This is a genomic window from Streptomyces sp. NPDC058231 (genome assembly GCF_042882275.1).
GTDB lineage: Bacteria > Actinomycetota > Actinomycetes > Streptomycetales > Streptomycetaceae > Streptomyces.
Genome location: NZ_JBHVWN010000001.1, coordinates 272,526 through 292,368, shown reverse-complemented (window position 1 = coordinate 292,368; position 19,843 = coordinate 272,526). Strand labels below are relative to the sequence as shown.

Here is a 19,843-nt window from a genome sequence, read left to right as displayed (position 1 = left end):
ATGACGGTCCCGGGCGTACTCGGCGCCCGGCTCCGGCAGCCCCGTACGTACGCCTGGACCGCGGGCTCGGTACTGCTCCTGGCGTTCCCGTTCTACCTGGACCGCTTCTGGCTGCAGGCGGGACTCTTCGCGATGGCCGCCGCGATCGGCGCCATCGGTCTCAATCTCCTCACCGGAGCGACCGGCCAGCTCTCCATGGGGCACGCCTTCTTCCTCGCCGTCGGTGCGTACGGCTACTGCGTCCTGGCGGGGGACGGCACCACCGAGAACGGTCACGATCTCACCGGCCTGGGCCTGCCCGGCTGGCTCGCGGCGGTCCTCGCCGTCCTCCTCGCCGGCGCCGCGGGAGGACTCTTCAGCCCCATCGCGAGCCGGTTGCGGGGCGCGTACCTCGGCATCGCCACGCTCGCGCTGATCTTCGTCGGCCAGCATGTGCTGTTCAACGCCGGCTCCCTGACCGGAGGTTTCAACGGCCGGGCCGTCCCGCCGCTCTCGCTGTTCGGCATCGACTTCGACGACACCGAGGTGGTCGTCGCGGCGGTCCCCTTCCACTCCTCCGAGAAGCTCTGGTACGCGAGCCTGCTCGCACTCCTGCTCAGCGGGGTCTTCGCCCGCGGGGTGCTGCGGGGCAGGCCGGGCAGGGCGCTGAACGCCGTGCGCGACCACCGCATCGCGGCAGGGGTGATGGGAGTGCCGGTCGCCCGCTACCGGGCGGCGGTCTTCGTCCTGTCCTCGATGTACGCGGGCCTCGCGGGCGTCCTGCTCGCGCTGGTCTTCCAGCGGACCGTCCCCGAGTACTTCGGCATGGTCCTGTCCCTCGAATACCTCGCCATGATCGTCATCGGCGGGCTCGGCACCGTGGCGGGGGCGGTCGTCGGCGCCGCGTTCGTCTCGTTGCTGCCGCAGGTGCTCACCCACTACAGCGACTCCCTGCCCCTCGTCTCCGCCCCGGGTACGGGCGGTCTGGCACCGGGCGAGGCGTCCCGATATCTGTACGGCGCCGCGGTGGTCGCGGTCGTCCTGTTCCTGCCCGGCGGCCTGACGCGTCCCGGCGGCACGGTGCGTGCCGGGGGAGCACTTGCGCGTGCCAAGACATCAGGGGAGAAGAAATGAAGCCACGTGTGTTCGGAGCCGTACTCGCGGCCCTCGCCCTCGCCCTCACGGGGTGCAGCGAGAAGGCGGGCGGGGGAGGTGGCGAAGCCCAGGACAAGGGCGGGGTGAAGACCGGCGAGGGGGTCACCGCCTCGGCGATCTCGCTGGGTGTGCTGACCGACATGACGGGCGTGTACGCGTCGCTCGGCAAGAGCGTCACCCAGGCCCAGCAGCTGTGGGCGAAGCAGACCAACGCGGCGGGCGGCATCTGCGGCCGGAAGATCGAGCTGACCGTCCGTGACCACGGCTACGACCCGCAGAAGGCGGTCGCCGCGTACACCGAACTGGAGCCCGACGTGCTGGGCTTCGTCCAGTTCATCGGCTCGCCGTTCGTCGCCGCCGTCGAACAGCGCATCGACGGCCAGGACAAGGGCCTCGTCCTGCCGCAGGCGTGGTCCGCGAACCTGCTCGGATCCAAGTACGTCCGGGTCATCGGTGCGACGTACGACGTCGAGACCATCAACGCGATCGACTACCTCCTGAGCGGGAAGCGCATCGCCGAGGGCGACAGGATCGGCCATGTGTACTTCGAGGGCGACTACGGCGAGAACGCCCTCGCCGGCTCCGAGTACGCCGCCCGGCAGGCGGGCCTCACGGTCGTCCAGCAGAAGATCAAGCCGACCGACAACGACATGACCGCCCAGGTGGCCGCGTTCAAGCAGGCCGGCGTCAAGGCGATCGTCGTCAGCGCGGGACCTCGTCAGGCGGCCTCGCTGGTCGGGATCGCGGCAGCCACCGGCTTCAAGGTCCCGGTCGTGGGCAACAACTCCGCCTTCGCCCCCCAGCTGCTGAAGACGCAGGCCGGACCGGCGCTGCTGAAGGACTACTACGTCGCCGCCTCGACCCTGCCGATCGGTGACCCGGGCGCGGGCCCGGAGAAGCTCGCCAAGGAGTACGCCGCCCAGTACCCGAAGGACGGCCTCGACAACGGCGTCATCGCCGGATACACCGCCGCTTCCCTCTACGGCGAGGCGCTCACGACGGCCTGCGCGGCCAAGGACCTCACGCGTGAGGGCGTCGACAAGGCCCTGCTGACCATCACGTCGTTCGGGAAGGACTTCGGGATGAGCCACAACTTCTCGGACCCGTCGGCGCCGTCCACCCGGGAGAGCGTGATCATGAAGCCGGACGCCACGACGCCCGGTGGTCTGAAGGTGGCCCCCCCGGCCTCGGCGGCGGCCCCCGCCACCTCCACCCCCCACAACAAGTCGCCGTAGCGGCCCCGGGCCGGCTCACCGCCGGGGCGGCCCCCGGCGGGACCCCGGCCACGTCGTCAGCTCGTGTAGGCCTCCAGTTCCGAGAGCTGGCCCGCCGGCCACCCCGTGTTGGCGGTGAACGTGAGCCGCAGGTAGCGGGTCGCGGTGCCGGGCAGGGCCACGGTCACCTTGTTGCCGCCGGCCGGGTCGAAGGTGTAGCCCGCCGATGCCTTGAGCGAGCTGTACGAGGAGTTGTCGGTACTGCCCGACACGCTCAGGGTCTGCGTGCGGGTCGCCCACGCGGTCGCCGGCGGCAGCTTCAGCACCAGCCGTTTCAGGGCCTTCGCCGCGCCCAGATCCACGGTGATGCTCTGCGGGAAGGCGTTGTTGGTGCTCTCCCAGTAGCTGTTCGCGTTGCCGTCCACGGCGTTGGCTGCACCGTAGACATCGGCATGGCCCGACTCGGTGACCGGGCGGCCCTGGGCGAGATTGCCCGAGTCGGCCGGGGGATCGGTGGGCGGGTCGGTCGGCGGATCCGTCGGACCGGTGCCGCCACCCGGCACCCCGCCGTTGGTCCACACCGGGTCGGGCCAGGTGCCGGTGCAGGCGGGCGGGTCCGCGTACCAGCCGGAGTTCCCGGTCCCGCGGGTGATCTGGAATCCGCTGCCGACACAGTTGTGGATCGGGTTCGACTGCGCGATGTGGGTGGCGACGACATTGTTGAACGTGGCCGTGCCCGGGGCCTGGATCTGCAGGGCGTAGGTACCCGCGCCGTCGATCCTGACATTGTCGAAGTGGAGCCCGTTGGTCGCGCCCTCGATGAGATGGATCGCGGCGTACGAGCTGTCCAGTATTTCGGTGTCCGAGATGTTGATCGTTGCGTTGATGGGTTCGTTGAGCCCGCTGAACCATATGGCGCCGACGCCGAACCGCCAGTTGTAGTCGTTGTTGCCGGTACGGATCAGCGTGTTGCGAGCGGCCGTCGTCGTACCCGAGACCGCCGTGCCCTGACCCGAATTCACTCCCGGATAGCGATTGGCGACGTGCAGCCCGCCGCCATTGGTGATCGTGTCCGCCATGACGTTGTCGGAGATGGTGATGTCCTTGCCGCCGTACGTCACGATGTTGTTGGCGAGGATCGGCAGGACCACGGTGTTGAACGTGAATTTGTTCTTCACATTCGGTACGTTCTCCGCCCACATCGCCAGACCGTCGTCACCGGTGTTACGGACGAAGGTGTTGGTGACGGTGGAATTCGTGACGCCGTAATGGAAATTGACGCCGTCGGCTGTCTGGTCCAGAATCCGGCTGTTCTTGACCGTGAAATTGTCCATCGGCCCGTCCATCCAGGCGCCGCACTTCGTGTGCTGCATCCAGACGTTGTCGACGACCGAATTCGACAGGGCCCCGCCGATGGCGTTGACCTGGTCGTTGTCCACCCGCTCACGGATGTCGCCGATGATCGCGAAGTCCTTGAGGGTGACATTGCTGCTGCCACCGTTCGCGGCGTACTTGCCGTAGACGCCGACGGCCTTGCTCCGGTCCGAGGGATCCCGCCCGGTCAGCACGCTGTACCAGGGTCCGGCGCCGCGCAGTGTCACCTTGTCGACGACGATGTGATCGCGGACCTGGAAGGTGCCCTGCGGGATGTACACCTCCTTGCCCTGGGTGCGGCCCGCGTCGACGGCCGCCTGGATCTTCGCCGTCGAGTCGGCGGCCCCCGTCGGGTCGGCGCCGAAGTCGCTCACCACGTCGAGTGCCCCCGACGGCTTGCCGACCGGGGCGCCGACCTGCTCGAAGTCGGCCAGATCGATGGTGAAGCCGGGCGAGGCCGACGTGGAGGACACCTGCAGCCGGACCTTCGTACCGGCGGCGAGCGTCGACCCGAACATGGTCCGGGCCTCGTCGTAGAAGTGGTGCGGGTTGGTGTCTCCCGGGTTGTTGTTGAACGGGTAGCCGCCGTAGTACCAGCCGTACTTCGACGTGACGGGAACGCTCTTCGGCGCCCCGCCGCCGACGCGCACGTCGATCGAGGCGTCCCGGCCCGTCCCGTCGGCGCTGTCCGGCAGCGAGTAGCGGAACGACATCGCGTTCGCCGGAGCGGTCAGCGTGAACTCCACGTACTCGCCGACGGCGTCCAGTGTCACGGCCTGCCGGCCCGACGCCTCGGAGGGCAGCGTGCCGTACAGCCGGTTCGGTCCGATCAGCGTGCCGTTGGTGGCCGCGTACTCGGCTTCCTGTTCCTTGAACGGAACGGTCGCACCGCGGCCGGGGACGGCGAGGGGGGAGGGGGCGGGGACGGCTGCCGCCCGGGCGGGCGGGGCGCTGGACAGTACGACCGCGGCAGCGGTGGAGAACGCGGCCAGGGCCAGGGAGAGGGAGGCGGACAGGGAGCGTCTGAGCAGAAGGCGTTTCGGTGGTGGGGTCACGTGATCGTCGTCCTTGCGGCTCGTGGGGGCTCTTCGGACGCCCCACAGGCTAGAAGCAATTCCGCAAACACGTCCATGCCGCTGCGCAAAATATCGCTCTGATCGCTCAAAATTGAGACTCTCGGTGAGCTGGTTCGCGGGGAATGGTGCGAAATGTAGCCGTCTGGGCGCGAGTGGCCGGGGTGATGGCGCAAGGAAAGGTCATGGGGTGCGTTTCGGTCACGCCTCTATGTCTGCAAAAAACTCACACAATGATGGAAAATATCGTTCATTGTCATGACCGATGGGCAGGGCGGCGGACACGGCCCCCGCCGTCCTGCCGCGGCCCGGTCCACCGACGTGCGCGGCACCGGAGCGAGGGCGCATCCTGACTGTGTGACCTGGCACGGCGGGCTCCGGCGCGCCCCGTCCGAGAACGCGGCGGAACCGGAGAGGGCGAGCGGCGGCCGAGCCCCGGACGAGCTGTCCCTGGTGCTCGCACAGGCCGTGGTGAGCGCGATCGAATACGCCGACGGGTACGCCGGCGGCATCTATCTGCGCTCCCGTAACTCCCAGCTGCTGCGCCTCGCGGTGCTGGCGGGACTGCCGAACCCGCTGTTCCGCCCCTGGTCACGCATGCATGTGAACCGGCCCTTCCCGGTGGCCGAGGCCTACACCTCCGGCCGGCCCGTCCTTCTCGCCAATGCCGAGGAGGCCATGAGCCGGTTCCCGCAGCTGACGGCGGGACTGCCGTTCCCGTTCGGCTCGCTGTACCTGCCCGTCACCGACGGCCGGGAGAGGTTCGGGGTCCTGGTCGTGCTGCGCCCGGCCACTCCCGGGCAGCCCGTCCCGTACACCGACTGCCGCGGGCTTCAGCAGATCGCCCGGCACCTCGGCACGGAACTCGCGGGTCTGGCGCGCGAGGGCGCGCGGGTCGTCTGGGACGAGGAGCCGGTCCCGGTCCAGCTGCCCTTCACCACCACGTCACCGGTACGGATCGGGCACTTCGCATGGGACATCGACACCGGCGCGGTGGAGGCCGACGACGAGCTCTGCCGCATCCTCGGCACCGACCCGGCACGGTTCCCCGGCACCATCGACGCGCTGACGGCGTTGCTGGCGCCGGAAGAGGCGTACGGACTGCGGACCCTCGCCCGCGGGACGGGGCACGCGGGCGGACCGGTCGTCCGCCGGATGCGGCTGCGCGGCCCCGACGGCCGCACCAGCCTCCTCGAACTCGCCGGTCGCCGCACCGGGCCGTCCGGCGAGGTCCCGGACAGCCGGCTGGACGGCTTCCTGGTGGACCTCGGGGCCGGGCCGGTCCACACGGAGGCTGCCGACCGGCTTCCGCGCGGCATCTTCTCCCTCGACCGGCTCGGACGGATCACGTACGTCAACCAACCGGCCGAGAAGCTGCTCGGCCGAGCGCGGGCCGAACTGGTCGGACAGGTCCTGTGGGAGGTCCTGCCGTGGTTCGGGCACCGCTCGTACGGGGACCACCACCGGGCCGCACTGCTGGCCCGTGAACCCGTGCACTTCCTCGCGCGCCGCAGTGCCGACGACTGGCTGTCGGTGTCCTTCTACCCGGGCCACGACGGCGTGACGGCCGCCCTCTGCGCCACGGAGCAGCCCGCCCACGCACCGGAGACGGGACTCGGCTTCCTGGACGAGGAGGCGGCCGGGGTGTACCGGCCGGTGGCCCTCGCCATCGCGCTCACCGAGGCCGTCACCGCACGCCAGGTCTCCGCGGTGGTCACCCAGGAGCTGCTGCCCGCGTTCGGCGGCAGGCAGCTGGCGATCTATCTGCTCAGCGAGCGCCACCTGTACCTGGCCTGGGAGACCGGCTTCCCCAAGGGCTTTCTCGACCGTTTCGACGGCGTCGGCCTCGACGCCGAACTGCCAGGGGTCCAGACGCTCACCACCGGCCGCCCCATCTTCTTCGAGTCCATGCAGCGCCTGGCCATGGCCTATCCCGGCGTCCCTCTCGACGCGGACATCGGGGCCCGCGCCTTCCTGCCGCTCATCGCCTCCGGCCGCCCCGTCGGCTCCTGCATCCTCGGCTTCGACCAGCCGCGCGGCTTCACCCCGGAGGAGCGCACGGTCCTCACGGCCCTCGCCGGACTCATCGCCCAGGCACTGCAGCGCGCCCGGCGCTACGACTCCGAGGCCGCCCTGGCCCGGGGCCTGCAGAACGCCCTGCTGCCGCACCGGCTGCCGGTGCTCGACCACGTCGACACCGCGGCGCGGTACCTCCCCGGCACCCAGGGCATGGACATCGGAGGCGACTGGTACGACGTCATCGAGACCGGCCAGGGACTGGCCCTCGTGATCGGGGACGTCCAGGGGCACGGCGTCGCAGCGGCCGCGACCATGGGCCAACTGCGCAGCGCCGTAAGGGCCTTCGCGCTGAGCGGGCACGACCCGCAGGAAGTGGTGAGCGGCACCAACCGGCTGCTCATCGACCTCGATCCGGGCCAGATCGCCAGCTGCTGCTACATCGTTCTCGAACCCGCCACCGGTGTCACCCGGGCGGTGCGGGCCGGGCACCCGCAGCCTCTGCTGCGCCGTCCCGACGGAGCCGCCGAGGTCCTGGACCTCCCCGGCGGCATCGTGCTCGGCGTCACCCCCGACGCCGCCTATCCCGTCAGCACACTCCGGCTCGCCCCGGGCTCGGTCCTGGCGCTGTTCACCGACGGGCTGGTCGAGCAGGCGGGGGTCGACATCGACGTGGGCATCGAGCGGCTGCGCGGCACGGTCGAGGCAGCCGTCGCGCCGACCCTCTCCGAAATGGCGGACCGGGTGATCCGGGAGGCGAGACAGGAACCCGACCGGCCCGACGACATCGCACTGCTGCTCGCCGCCCGCCGGTCCCACCCGTAGCGGCCGCCGGTGCGGACCCGGGACGCGGTGCGGCCCCGCAGTGTCGGCGCGGCCCGGGCCGGCCGCGAGGACGCGCCACCGCGGCACGCGGAAGGGCCCGGGTGCTTGGGGAAGCACCCGGGCCCTCGTCGTCGTTCTGTGCGGCTTCGCCGCGCAGCCCTAGGGCAGCTGAGCCGCCCGGGCCTCGCGTCGGTTGTCGCGGAAGGAGTTCACCCGCCGCGCCGTCGCGAAGAGCGGGATGACCGCTCCCAGGACCACCTGCAGCGCGCAGCCGGTCTGCAGGAGCAGCTGACCGCCGGGGGCGTCGAACGCCCACGCGGCGAGCAGACCCATCGCGCCCACGATCCAGCTGAGCATCGCCACCGCGAGGACGCCCCGCGGCTTGGGGTACTCGACCCGGCTGACCATCAGCCACGCCACTCCGATGATCGCGAGCAGCGTCGGTACGAAGGGCAGCTCCAGGAGCACGATCGAGACGACCGTGAGCGCTCCGAAGGGGCTCGGCATGCCCTGGAACATGCCGTCCTTCATCGTCACGCAGGAGAATCTCGCCAGCCTCAGCACCACGGCCAGCAGCACGACGATCGCCGCGAGCGCCGACACCCGCTGGTACGCGTCGTCCGCGACCATGCCGTACACGAGCACGAAGTAGGCCGGAGCCAGCCCGAAGCTGATCAGGTCCGAGAGGTTGTCCAGCTCCGCGCCCATCGGGGAGCTGCGGAGCTTGCGCGCCACGAGCCCGTCGAAGAGGTCGAAGACCGCGGCGAGGAGCATCAGGATCACGGCGGTGGCCGCGGAGTGCCTGGCCATGCCGCTCTCGTCGCTGCCCGTGAGGTGCGGGATGAGGATGCCCGTGGTGGTGAAGTACACCGCCATGAAACCGCAGGTGGCGTTACCGAGGGTAAGGGTGTCCGCTATCGACAGCCGCATGGAGAGCGGCATGTCCTCGGCGTCGTCGTCCGACTCCGCCTCGGGCACCCAGCCGGCCTGTGTGTCGGGATCAATCACGGTCAATTCGAGTCACCCCCGCGGTGGTGGCCTGGCCGACCTCGACCGCGACCTCGACACCCTCCGGAAGGTAGATGTCGACCCGGGATCCGAAGCGGATCAGGCCGATGCGTTCGCCCTGCTCGACCTTCGTGCCCTGCGGGAGGTACGGGACGATGCGCCGCGCGACCGCACCCGCGATCTGGATCATCTCGATGTCACCGAGCTCGGTGTCGAAGTGCCAGACAACGCGCTCGTTGTTCTCGCTCTCCTTGTTGAACGCCGGGACGAACCCACCGGGGACGTGCTCGACCGAGGTCACCGTGCCGGCCAGGGGCGCGCGGTTGACGTGGACGTTCAGCGGGCTCATGAAGATCGCGACGCGGGTACGTCCGTCCTTCCACGGCATGATGCTCTGCACCACACCGTCGGCCGGCGAAATGACGCGCCCCTGAGTGATCTCGCGCTCGGGGTCGCGGAAGAACCACAGCATGCCCGCCGCGAGGGCGGTGGTGGGTACGGCCACAGCGGCCCAGCGTCCGGACCTGCGGGCCCGGACGAGGCTGAGCGCCGCGGTGGCGACGGTCGGGAGGAGCCACGGCGAAGCTCCGCGCGCAAGGCGGACCCCGCCGCGTGGTGCAGAGGTTTGGCTGTCGGGCATGGATGACCTTCGTAGCGGATGAGGCCGCGCTGGCAACGGGGGACGGCGGCTTTTCCGGCGATGTTATCGGTTGCGAGCCGCAACTGGGCAAGCCAGCAGCCGAGTCGGACGGCTGGAAGGCACCGGCAGAGGATGACAGGGTGTGATCTTCTTCGCGACTAAATCGGCGCAAAGGGGACAATCAGCCCTGGAACCGGTATTCCTCGAGGAGTCGGCGCCCAATGATCATTTTCTGGATCTCGGCGGTACCTTCACCGATCAGCAGCATCGGGGCCTCTCGGTAGAGGCGCTCGATCTCGTACTCCTTGGAGAAGCCGTAACCGCCGTGGATACGGAAGGCGTCCTCGACGACTTCCTTGCAGTATTCGGAGGCGAGGTACTTCGCCATCCCTGCCTCCAGGTCGTTTCGTTCCCCGGAGTCCTTTTTGCGCGCTGCATTCACCATCATCGCATGGGCGGCCTCGACCTTGGTGGCCATTTCGGCCAGCTTGAACTGGATGGCCTGGTGCTGGGCGATCGGCTTTCCGAAGGTATGACGCTGCTGGGCGTAGGAAACGCCCAGTTCGAATGCACGCTGTGCGACACCGCAGCCACGCGCAGCCACATTTACCCGGCCGACCTCGACTCCGTCCATCATTTGGTAAAACCCTCGGCCGGTGGTGCCGCCGAGTACACGATTGGCCGGAATGCGTAGTCCGTCCATGATGAGTTCGGTCGTGTCGACGCCCTTGTAACCCATCTTGTCGATCTTTCCGGGGATGGTGAGCCCCGGGCACACCTCGCCGAAGCCGGGCTCCTTCTCCACCAGGAAGGTCGTCATCGACTTGTGCGGGGCGGTCCCCTCGGGGTGGCCTTCGTCACTCCGGCACAGCACGGCGACGAGCGAGGACGTGCCCCCGTTCGTCAGCCACATCTTCTGACCGTTCAGGACGTACTCGTCGCCGTCCCTGACGCCCTTGGAAGTGATCGCCGAGACGTCCGAGCCCAGCGCCGGCTCGGACATCGAGAAGGCGCCGCGCACCTCGCCCAGGGCCATTCGCGGCAGGAACGTGTCCTTCTGTTCCTGGGTGCCGTGCTGCTTGAGCATGTACGCCACGATGAAGTGCGTGTTGATGATTCCCGACACGCTCATCCAGCCGCGGGCGATTTCCTCCACGCACAGCGCGTATGTGAGAAGCGACTCACCCAGACCCCCGTACTCCTCGGGAATCATCAGTCCGAAGAGGCCGAGTTCCTTGAGCCCCTCGACGATCTCCGTCGGATACTCGTCCCGGTGCTCCAGCTGGGTCGCGACCGGAATGATCTCCTTGTCGACGAAATCCCGGACCGTGGAGAGGATTTCCTGCTGGATGTCGGTCAGGCCGGCGGTCTGGGCGAGTCGCGTCATGGCTACTTCTCCACGTTCTTCTGCGAAGGCTGGTTCAGCTCCGGGCGGCCGGGCTGTTCGCCGCCGCGCTCCTTGATGTACGTCTCGGTGGGGACCATCACCTTGCGGCGGAACACGCAGACGAGCGTTCCGTCCTGCTTGTAGCCCTTGGTCTCCACGTAAACGATTCCGCGGTCACTCTTGGACTTTGACGGAGTCTTGTCGAGGACGGTGGTCTCGCCGTAGATCGTGTCGCCGTGGAAGGTCGGCGCCACATGCTTGAGCGACTCGACCTCCAGATTGGCGATCGCCTTTCCGGAGACGTCCGGCACGGACATGCCGAGCAGCAGCGAGTAGATGTAGTTGCCGACTACAACGTTCTTGCCGAAATCCGTCGTCCGCTCCGCGTAGTTGCTGTCCATGTGCAGCGGGTGGTGATTCATGGTCAGCAGGCAGAAAAGATGGTCGTCGTACTCGGTGACGGTCTTTCCCGGCCAGTGCTTGTAGACCGCGCCGACCTCGAACTCCTCGTAGGTGCGTCCGAACTGCATGTCAGGCCTCCGGGGCTTCGAACTTGGAGGTGCGCTGCATGCCGGCCGCGCGGCCCTTGCCCGCGATGACGAGCGCCATCTTCCGGCTGGCCTCGTCGATCATCTCGTCGCCGAGCATCGCCGAGCCCTTCTTGCCGCCGGCCTCCGAGGTGCACCACTCGTAGGCGTCGAGGATCAGCTCGGCGTGGTCGTAGTCCTCCTGCGAGGGCGAGAAGACCTCGTTGGCCGCGTCGACCTGTCCGGGGTGGAGCACCCACTTGCCGTCGAAGCCGAGTGCCGCCGCACGGCCGGCGACCTCGCGGTACGCGTCCACGTCACGGATCTGCAGGAAGGGGCCGTCGATCGCCTGGAGGTCGTGCGTACGGGCCGCCATCAGGATCCGCATGAGGATGTAGTGGTACGCGTCCGCGCCGTAGCCGGGCGGCTGCTGGCCGACGACCAGGGTCTTCATGTTGATCGACGCCATGAAGTCGGCCGGGCCGAAGATCAGCGTCTCCAGGCGCGGTGAGGCCGCGGCGATGTCGTCGATGTTCACCAGGCCCTTGGCGTTCTCGATCTGCGCCTCGATGCCGATCCTCCCGACCTCGAAGCCCATGGTCTTCTCGATCTGGGTGAGCAGCAGATCGAGGGCGACGACCTGCTGGGCGTCCTGGACCTTCGGCAGCATGATGCAGTCGAGGTTCTGGCCGGCGCCCTCGACGACCGTGATGACGTCGCGGTACGTCCAGTGCGTCGTCCAGTCGTTGACCCGCACGACCCGGGTCTTGTCCGTCCAGTCGCCGTTGTTCAGCGCGTCGACGATGTGGTGCCGTGCGCCCTCCTTGGCGAGAGGTGCGCAGGCGTCCTCCAGGTCGAGGAAGACCTGGTCGGCCGGAAGGCCCTGGGCCTTCTCCAGGAACCGCGGGTTCGAGCCGGGCACGGCCAGACAGGAGCGGCGCGGCCGCAGACGGTTCACGGGGTGCGCGGCGGAGCCGCTCCCTGAAAGCGCGGTGGCGGGAGACGGGTGGGCGGACTGGGTCATGCGGGGACCTCCAGAGGGTCGAGCTTGTTCGCTTTCCGGATCTCGTCGACGATACGGCCGATGATCTCCGTGATACCGAAGTCCTTCGGGGTGAATACGGCGGCGACACCCGCATCGATCAGCGCGGAGGCGTCGGCGGGCGGAATGATCCCGCCCGCGATCACCGGGATGTCGTTCGCGCCGGCCTCGCGCAGCCGGCTCAGCACGTCCGGGACCAGCTCGGCGTGCGAGCCGGACAGGATCGACAGACCGACACAGTGCACGTCCTCGGCGAGCGCCGCCGAGACGATCTGTTCAGGGGTCAGCCGTATCCCCTGGTAGACGACCTCGAATCCGGCGTCACGGGCCCGTACGGCGATCTGCTCGGCGCCGTTGGAGTGGCCGTCCAGGCCCGGCTTGCCGACGAGCAGCCGCAGCCGTCCGGCGCCCAGCTCCTCGGCGGTGCGGGCGACCTTCTCCCGTACGAGGGCGAGCGGCGTGCCCGCTTCCGCGGTGACCGCGACCGGGGCGGACGAGACACCCGTCGGGGCCCGGAACTCGCCGAACACATCGCGCAGCGCCCACGACCACTCGCCGGTGGTGACGCCCGCGCGGGCGCACTCCACGGTCGCTTCCATCATGTTCTCGGTGCCCGCCGCGGCCTTCTTCAGTGCCGCGAGAGCCTCGGAGGCCCGGGCCTCGTCCCGGTTGTCGCGCCACTCGTGGAGCGCCGCGACCACCCGTGCCTCGTTGGCGGGGTCGACCGTCATGATCGCGCCGTCGAGGTCCGCGGTGAGCGGGTTCGGCTCGGTCGTCTCGTAGATGTTGACGCCGACGATCTTCTCCTCGCCGCCCTCTATCCGGGCCCGCCGCTGCGCGTGAGAGGAGACCAGCTCCGACTTGAGATAGCCGGACTCGACGGCCGCCATCGCGCCGCCCATCTGCTGGATCCGGTCGATCTCCGCGAGCGAATCGGTGACCAGGGCGGCCACCTTGGCCTCGATCACATGCGAACCCGCGAAGATGTCCTCGTACTCCAGCAGATCGCTCTCGTGCGCGAGGACCTGCTGGATGCGGAGCGACCACTGCTGGTCCCAGGGCCGGGGGAGCCCCAGTGCCTCGTTCCACGCGGGCAGCTGCACCGCCCGGGCGCGGGCGTCCTTGGAGAGGGTGACGGCCAGCATCTCCAGGACGATGCGCTGGACGTTGTTCTCCGGCTGCGCCTCGGTCAGCCCGAGGGAGTTGACCTGGACGCCGTAGCGGAAGCGGCGCTGCTTGGCGTCGGTGATGCCGTAGCGCTCGCGGGTGACCTGGTCCCAGATGCGGCCGAAGGCGCGCATCTTGCACATCTCCTCGATGAAGCGGACACCCGCGTTCACGAAGAAGGAGATGCGGGCGACGACGTCGCCGAACTTCTCCTCGGCCACCTGCCCGGAGTCACGGACCGCGTCGAGCACGGCGATCGCCGTCGACATGGCGTACGCGATCTCCTGGACCGGGGTCGCCCCCGCCTCCTGCAGGTGGTAGCTGCAGATGTTGATCGGGTTCCACTTCGGGATGCGGTTGACCGTGTACGTGATCATGTCGGTGGTCAGCCGCAGCGAGGGACCGGGCGGGAAGACGTGCGTCCCGCGCGAGAGGTACTCCTTGACGATGTCGTTCTGCGTCGTGCCCTGGAGCTTCCCGGCATCGGCGCCCTGCTCCTCGGCGACCACCTGATAGAGCGCCAGCAGCCACATCGCGGTGGCGTTGATCGTCATCGAGGTGTTCATCTGCTCCAGCGGGATGTCCTGGAACAGCCGCCGCATGTCTCCGAGGTGCGAGACGGGGACACCGACCCGGCCGACCTCGCCGCGGGCGAGGATGTGGTCGGGGTCGTATCCCGTCTGGGTCGGCAGGTCGAAGGCGACCGACAGACCGGTCTGGCCCTTGGCGAGGTTGCGCCGGTACAGCTCGTTGGACGCCTCGGCCGTCGAGTGGCCGGCGTACGTCCGCATGAGCCAGGGGCGGTCCTTCTGACGGCCGCTCATGTCAGACATTCCTGCTGTGCTCGTCGGTCCGCTCCGCCGACGCGTCACGGAACAGGTTGATCGCGTCGATGTGCTGTTCGCGCAGCTCCGCGTTGCGCACGCCCAGGCCCTCGCGGGGGGCGAGCGCGAGGACGCCGACCTTGCCCTGGTGGAGGTTGCGGTGCACGTCGTACGCGGCCTGGCCGGTCTCCTCCAGGGAGTAGACCTTCGACAGCGTCGGGTGGATCTTTCCCTTGGCGACCAACCGGTTGGCTTCCCACGCCTCGCGGTAGTTGGCGAAGTGCGAGCCCACGATCTTCTTCAGCGACATCCACAGGTAGCGGTTGTCGTACTCGTGGTTGTAGCCCGACGTGGACGCGCAGGTGACGATCGTGCCGCCCTTGCGGGTCACGTACACGGAGGCGCCGAACGTCTCGCGGCCCGGGTGCTCGAAGACGATGTCCACGTCCTCGCCGCCGGTCAGCTCACGGATGCGCTTGCCGAACCGCTTCCACTCGCGCGGGTCCTGGTTGTGCTCGTCCTTCCAGAACTTGTAGCCCTCGGCGTTGCGGTCGATGATCGCCTCGGCGCCCATCTTCCGGCAGATCTCCGCCTTCTGCTCGCTGGAGACGACGCAGATCGGGTTGGCGCCACCGGCCAGCGCGAACTGCGTGGCGTATGAACCGAGTCCGCCGCTGGCGCCCCAGATCAGCACGTTGTCGCCCTGCTTCATGCCCGCGCCGTTGCGCGACACGAGTTGGCGGTACGCGGTGGAGTTGACCAGTCCCGGGGCGGCGGCCTCCTCCCAGCTGAGGTGGTCCGGCTTCGGCATCAGCTGGTTCGACTTGACGAGCGCGATCTCGGCGAGCCCGCCGAAGTTGGTCTCGAAGCCCCAGATCCGCTGCTCCGGGTCGAGCATCGTGTCGTTGTGGCCGTCCGAGGACTCCAGCTCGACCGAGAGGCAGTGCGCGACGACCTCGTCACCGGGGTGCCAGGCGTTGACGCCGGGGCCGGTGCGCAGGACGACGCCCGCGAGGTCGGAGCCGATGACGTGGTAGGGCAGGTCGTGGCGCTTGGTGAGCTCGCTGAGCTTCCCGTAGCGCTCCAGGAACCCGAAGGTGGACATCGGCTCGAAGATCGAGGTCCAGACGGAGTTGTAGTTCACCGAGCTCGCCATGACGGCGACCAGCGCCTCGCCGGGCCCCAGCTCCGGGACCGGCACGTCGTCGATGTGCAGCGACTTGCGCGGGTCCTTGTCGCGGGTGGCGAGCCCGGTGAACATCTCGGTCTCGTCCTTGTGCACGGTCACCGCGCGGTACGACTCGGGGATGGACAGGGCCGCAAAGTCTGCGGTGGTGCTGTCCTGCGATTGGATCGCGTCCAGGATTTCCTTCACGGTGTTGCCTCCGGCAGGTGAGGTCTCCCCTGTGCTCGGAGCGGAGCCGAGGGTCCGGGGAGGCGTCGAGGGAACGCTTGAGGTTCCCTGTCGGCGGGGGAGCGGTGAGGTGTGGAGGTGCTGCCGTCGGTTCGGCTGGTAAGGCTTCGGCCTGCTCTGTGGAGCAGAAGGGTTTGCCTGTGACGCAGGCGCCCGGGCGCGCAGGCACGTGGCTTGCGGGGACAGCCGGCGTACGGGAGATCTCTGTACGCCGGCCGCCCGGACAACTTCAACGTATGGCACTCCGTGACACCTGGCAAGGCACTGGGTGCCAACAATTTCTCTCAGTTGTCATCCCGCGGTCACGCATGAGCGGTAAGCGGGGCCATATGGGCCGTTATGGCCCGAAGGGCGCGGGTCAGGCGGGGCGCCGGTACACATACGGCGTGGTGGTGGAGAGCTTCTGAAATCCGAGCCGCAACAGGATGGGGCGGCTCATGTCGGACGCGTCGACCTGGAGGTACCGGTAGCCACGCTCGGCGGCGATCCGGGCGCGGAAGGCGACCAGGGCCCGGTAGATGCCCTTCCCGCGCCACGGCTCCACCGTGCCGCCGCCCCAGAGTCCGGCGAACCCGGTGCCCGGATACAGCTCCATCCGGGCCGAGGAGACCGGCTCGTCGCCCACCATGGCCAGCACCCCGACAAAACTGTCCGGGGCCTCGGCCAGCCTGGCCAGCACCTGGCGCCGCAGCCGTGACCCGTCCGAGCCGAACGCCTGCTCGTGGGCCCGGACCATCAGTTCCACGTCGGACGCGTCGGTCACCGTACGCAGCCGGACACCCCCGGGGAGTTCCGCGCCTGTCGGGAGCTCCGCGACCGGGGCGACCAGCAGGGTCTCCGGCTCCTCCGCGACGAAGCCGGCCGCCCGCAGCCGCCGGCCCAGGTCCGCCGGCCGGTCGTGCCCGTACAGCTTCCACTCGAACTCGTCGTGACCGAGCGCGGTGAAGTGCTCCACCTGCTCCGCGATCGCCGCGTCCGCGCGGACGGCGTCCAGGTCCGGCGCGGACCAGACGACGCCGTTCCAGTCGTCCGGCGCGCCGACCTGCCGTACGACATCGGCGGTGCGCTCGACGTGGACTCCGGGGTCGTCGGGGCGGGCGTGCTCGCGCATCTCGCGGTCGAAGCGGGACAGAAGTGAAATGTGATCCTGGTTCATCCGCACACCACAGCACCGGGGGACGCGGACGGCAACCAGGTTCGGGGCCTCTCACCCGGATCGGACCGGGCCCGCGGGCGCCGGGCGGGCGCGGCCGGGGCCCGTCCCGGCCGGGGGTGATGGTGAACGGTGGGCCGACGGGCCCCCGGTCAGCGGTCCCTGAGCGCCTGCTGGATCGTGCGCATCACTTCGTCGAGCGGTGCGTCGGTCCGCGCCACCGCGACCAGCACCTCGCCCTCCGCAGCCACCGTCGCGGCCGGGGCCTTCGCGGGCTCGGTCCCGGCGATGCGCCCGGCCCCGATCCCGGTCCCGAACGTGTCCCTGACGATCGCGAAGGCGTGGTCCAACTGAGCCTCCACGTCACCCTGCCCGTCCGCCCGCAGCCAGCGGCGCAGCACATGGTTGTGCGCGGTGACGACGGCCGACGCCGCGACCTCCGCCAGCAGCGGGTCGTCATTGCCGACATGGTGGTCGCGCTCGTCGAAGTGGCCCAGTAGATAGCGCGTGAACAGCCGCTCGTAGCGGGCCACCGAGGCGATCTCCGCCTCCCGCAGCGTGGGGACCTCGCGGGTCAGCTTGTAGCGGGCCACGGAGACCGCGGGCTTCGCCGCGTACATCTTCATGACTTCCTTGATGCCCCGGCAGACGGTGTCGAGCGGATGCTCGTGCGCGGGGGCGGCGTTGAGGACCGCCTCGGCCCGGACGAGGGTGTCGTCGTGGTCCGGGAAGATCGCCTCTTCCTTGGAGCGGAAGTGCCGGAAGAAGGTACGCCGGGCCACCCCCGCGGCACCCGCGATCTCGTCGACCGTCGTCGCCTCGTACCCCTTCGTGGCGAAGAGCTCCATCGCCGCGGCGGCCAGTTCGCGGCGCATTTTGAGCCGTTGAGCGGCGGCGCGCGTGCCTGCGGCACTCTCCGGAGCGTCGGGCGCGGCGGAGACACGGGGGGACCTGGCGGGCTGGGACATGGTGTGAACGTACTGCATCAGCGCAGGGGAGCGCGCCTGTGGGGGAGGGCCGCCCGAAGGATCGAGCAGCCCTCCCCACCCGGCTCCCGGCTCAGCGCCGGGCATATTCGCGGAAGCCACGCCCCGTCTTGCGGCCCAGGCAGCCCGCCGCCACCAAGTGCTCCAGGAGAGGCGCCGGGGCCAGGCCCGGGTCGCGGAACTCGCTGTGCAGCACCTTCTCGATGGCGAGCGAGACATCGAGCCCGACGACGTCCAGAAGCTCGAACGGGCCCATCGGGTAGCCGCCGCCCAGCTTCATCGCGGCGTCGATGTCGTCGAGGGTCGCGTAGTGCTCCTCGACCATCTTGATCGCGTTGTTGAGGTACGGGAACAGCAGCGCGTTGACGATGAAACCGGCCCGGTCCCCGCAGTCCACCGGGTGCTTGCGGATCTTCACGCACACCTCGCGGACGGTGGCGTGGACGTCGTCCGCGGTCAGCACCGTACGGATAACCTCGACCAGCTTCATCGCGGGCGCCGGGTTGAAGAAGTGCATCCCGATGACGTCCTGCGGACGCGACGTCGCCCGTGCGCACGCCACGACCGGCAGCGACGAGGTGGTGGTGGCGAGCACCGCACCCGGCTTGCAGACCTTGTCCAGCGTGCCGAAGAGCTGCTGCTTGACCAGGAGGTCCTCGGCGACCGCCTCGACCGCGAGATCGACATCGGCGAACGCGTCCAGCGAGCCGGCCGGGGTGATCCGGCCGAGCGTCTCGTCCCGTGCCTCGGCGGTCAGCCGGCCCTTGGCGACCGAACGGTCCAGCGACTTGGCGATCCTCCCCTTCGCCGTATCCGCCTTCTCCTGACTGCGTGCGGCGAGCACCACGTCGTACCCGGCCTTCGCGAAGACCTCCGCGATGCCGGAGGCCATCGTCCCGGAGCCCGCGACACCCACCGACCGCACCGTGCGCCCGGTCGCCGACCCGCCGCTCTCCAGCGGAGTCTGCGCGTCCGGCACCACGGCCTGGCTGCCCGGTGCGGCGTACGTGTAGAAACCGCGGCCCGACTTGCGGCCGGTCAGCCCGGCCTCGCTGAGCTGTCTGAGGATCGGCGCGGGGGCGTGCAGCCGGTCGTGCGACGCGGAGTACATCGCCTCCAGGACGGTACGGGCGGTGTCGACGCCGATCAGGTCGAGCAGTGCCAGGGGGCCCATCGGCAGCCCGCAGCCCAGCTTCATCGCCGCGTCGATGTCCTCGCGGGACGCGTAGTTCGCCTCGTACATCGCGGCGGCCTGGTTGAGGTAGCCGAACAGCAGCCCGTCGGCCACGAAACCCGGCCGGTCGCCCACCGCGACCGGCTCCTTGCCCAGCTCACGGGCGAGTTCGGTGACCGCGGCGACGGCCGGCGGCGCGGTCAGCACCGAGGAGACCACCTCGACCAGCCTCATCGCGGGCGCCGGGTTGAAGAAGTGCAGACCCAGCACGCGCTCGGGATGCTGCGACTCGGCGGCGAGCCGGGTCACCGACAGGGCGTTGGTGCCCGTCGCGAGGATCGCGTCCGGGGAGACGACCGCGTCGAGCTCGCGGAAGAGCTGCTGCTTGATCTCGTACGACTCGGGCACGACCTCGATGACGAGCTGCGCGTCCGCCGCGGCCTGCAGATCGGAGAAGGTGCGGAACCGGGCGAGCACGTCCCGGCGTTCCTCCTCGGTGATCCGCTCCTTCTGCACGGCGCGGGCGGTGGCGGCCTCCAGGGCGGCCACCGCCCGGCGGGCGGCCGCGTCGTCGATGTCGATGCCTATGACCTCGCGGCCGGCCCGGACCAGGACCTCGGCGATGCCGGTGCCCATGGTGCCGAGACCGACGACGGCGATGGTGGAGAGAGGGATGTCCATCACGGGACTCCAGAGAATGAGTGACGACTGAGGGTGGGCGCACAGCCGCACGGATCCGGCGGGCCGGAGGGGTCCGGCCGCGCTCGGCGTGCCTGATGTGCGTGTCGCGGTGCTCATGGCCGGGGCGCGTGCAACACGCCCGGACCGGGGAAGGGGTGACGGACTCTGTCCCGGAGTCACGTCTCACAAAGCTGCCGAACCGAC

General features: G+C 69.4%; 14 protein-coding genes. 3 read left to right on the top strand and 11 right to left on the bottom strand.

Features of this window, described 5'->3' with window-relative positions:
* Complete coding sequence (locus ACFVXE_RS01165; RefSeq protein WP_389668085.1) at positions 1-1,113, top strand: branched-chain amino acid ABC transporter permease; 1,113 nt, start codon at positions 1-3, stop codon at positions 1,111-1,113.
* A complete protein-coding gene (locus ACFVXE_RS01160) occupies positions 1,110-2,369 on the top strand; it encodes an ABC transporter substrate-binding protein (protein ID WP_389667937.1) in 1,260 nt (419 codons plus the stop codon). Before ACFVXE_RS01165 ends, ACFVXE_RS01160 begins: the two co-directional genes overlap by 4 nt.
* A 56-nt stretch (positions 2,370-2,425) precedes the next feature.
* Here ACFVXE_RS01160 and ACFVXE_RS01155 read toward each other — a convergent pair whose 3' ends face one another.
* On the bottom strand, positions 2,426-4,777 hold the full coding sequence (locus ACFVXE_RS01155; protein WP_389667936.1) for a discoidin domain-containing protein: 2,352 nt from the start codon (positions 4,775-4,777) through the stop codon (positions 2,426-2,428).
* Positions 4,778-5,116: 339 nt separating this feature from the next.
* Here ACFVXE_RS01155 and ACFVXE_RS01150 point away from each other — a divergent pair, with 339 nt between their 5' ends.
* Positions 5,117-7,636, top strand: a complete 2,520-nt coding sequence (locus tag ACFVXE_RS01150; protein ID WP_389668083.1) for a SpoIIE family protein phosphatase — start codon at positions 5,117-5,119, stop codon at positions 7,634-7,636.
* A gap of 159 nt (positions 7,637-7,795) precedes the next feature.
* Here the strand turns inward: ACFVXE_RS01150 and pssA are convergent, their stop codons facing one another.
* From pssA to ACFVXE_RS01100, 10 genes are all read right to left on the bottom strand, one after another.
* Positions 7,796-8,614 (bottom strand): CDP-diacylglycerol--serine O-phosphatidyltransferase, encoded by an 819-nt coding sequence (gene pssA / locus ACFVXE_RS01145; protein ID WP_389668081.1) that lies wholly within the window; start codon positions 8,612-8,614, stop codon positions 7,796-7,798.
* Between the two features lie 22 nt (positions 8,615-8,636).
* On the bottom strand, positions 8,637-9,284 hold the full coding sequence (locus tag ACFVXE_RS01140) for a phosphatidylserine decarboxylase (RefSeq protein ID WP_389667934.1): 648 nt from the start codon (positions 9,282-9,284) through the stop codon (positions 8,637-8,639).
* Positions 9,285-9,465: 181 nt separating this feature from the next.
* Positions 9,466-10,671: an acyl-CoA dehydrogenase family protein gene (locus ACFVXE_RS01135; protein WP_389667932.1), complete on the bottom strand. Its 1,206-nt coding sequence runs from the start codon at positions 10,669-10,671 to the stop codon at positions 9,466-9,468.
* Positions 10,672-10,673: 2 nt separating this feature from the next.
* Complete coding sequence (locus ACFVXE_RS01130; RefSeq protein WP_259929497.1) at positions 10,674-11,201, bottom strand: MaoC family dehydratase; 528 nt, start codon at positions 11,199-11,201, stop codon at positions 10,674-10,676.
* 1 nt (position 11,202) lies between these two features.
* A complete protein-coding gene (locus tag ACFVXE_RS01125; protein ID WP_389668079.1) occupies positions 11,203-12,156 on the bottom strand; it encodes an HpcH/HpaI aldolase/citrate lyase family protein in 954 nt (317 codons plus the stop codon).
* Between the two features lie 62 nt (positions 12,157-12,218).
* The gene (locus ACFVXE_RS01120; protein ID WP_389667930.1) at positions 12,219-14,231 is read right to left on the bottom strand and encodes a protein meaA; all 2,013 of its coding nucleotides are present in this window, start codon (positions 14,229-14,231) and stop codon (positions 12,219-12,221) included.
* Between the two features lies 1 nt (position 14,232).
* The gene (gene ccrA, locus ACFVXE_RS01115; RefSeq protein WP_389667928.1) at positions 14,233-15,606 is read right to left on the bottom strand and encodes a crotonyl-CoA carboxylase/reductase; all 1,374 of its coding nucleotides are present in this window, start codon (positions 15,604-15,606) and stop codon (positions 14,233-14,235) included.
* 397 nt (positions 15,607-16,003) lie between these two features.
* Positions 16,004-16,801, bottom strand: a complete 798-nt coding sequence (locus ACFVXE_RS01110) for a GNAT family N-acetyltransferase (protein WP_389667927.1) — start codon at positions 16,799-16,801, stop codon at positions 16,004-16,006.
* Positions 16,802-16,950: 149 nt separating this feature from the next.
* Complete coding sequence (locus ACFVXE_RS01105) at positions 16,951-17,766, bottom strand: TetR family transcriptional regulator (protein ID WP_389667925.1); 816 nt, start codon at positions 17,764-17,766, stop codon at positions 16,951-16,953.
* Between the two features lie 91 nt (positions 17,767-17,857).
* Entirely contained in the window at positions 17,858-19,639 is a 1,782-nt protein-coding gene (locus ACFVXE_RS01100; protein WP_389667924.1) for a 3-hydroxyacyl-CoA dehydrogenase family protein, read from the bottom strand.
* Between the last annotated feature and the right edge of the window lie 204 nt (positions 19,640-19,843).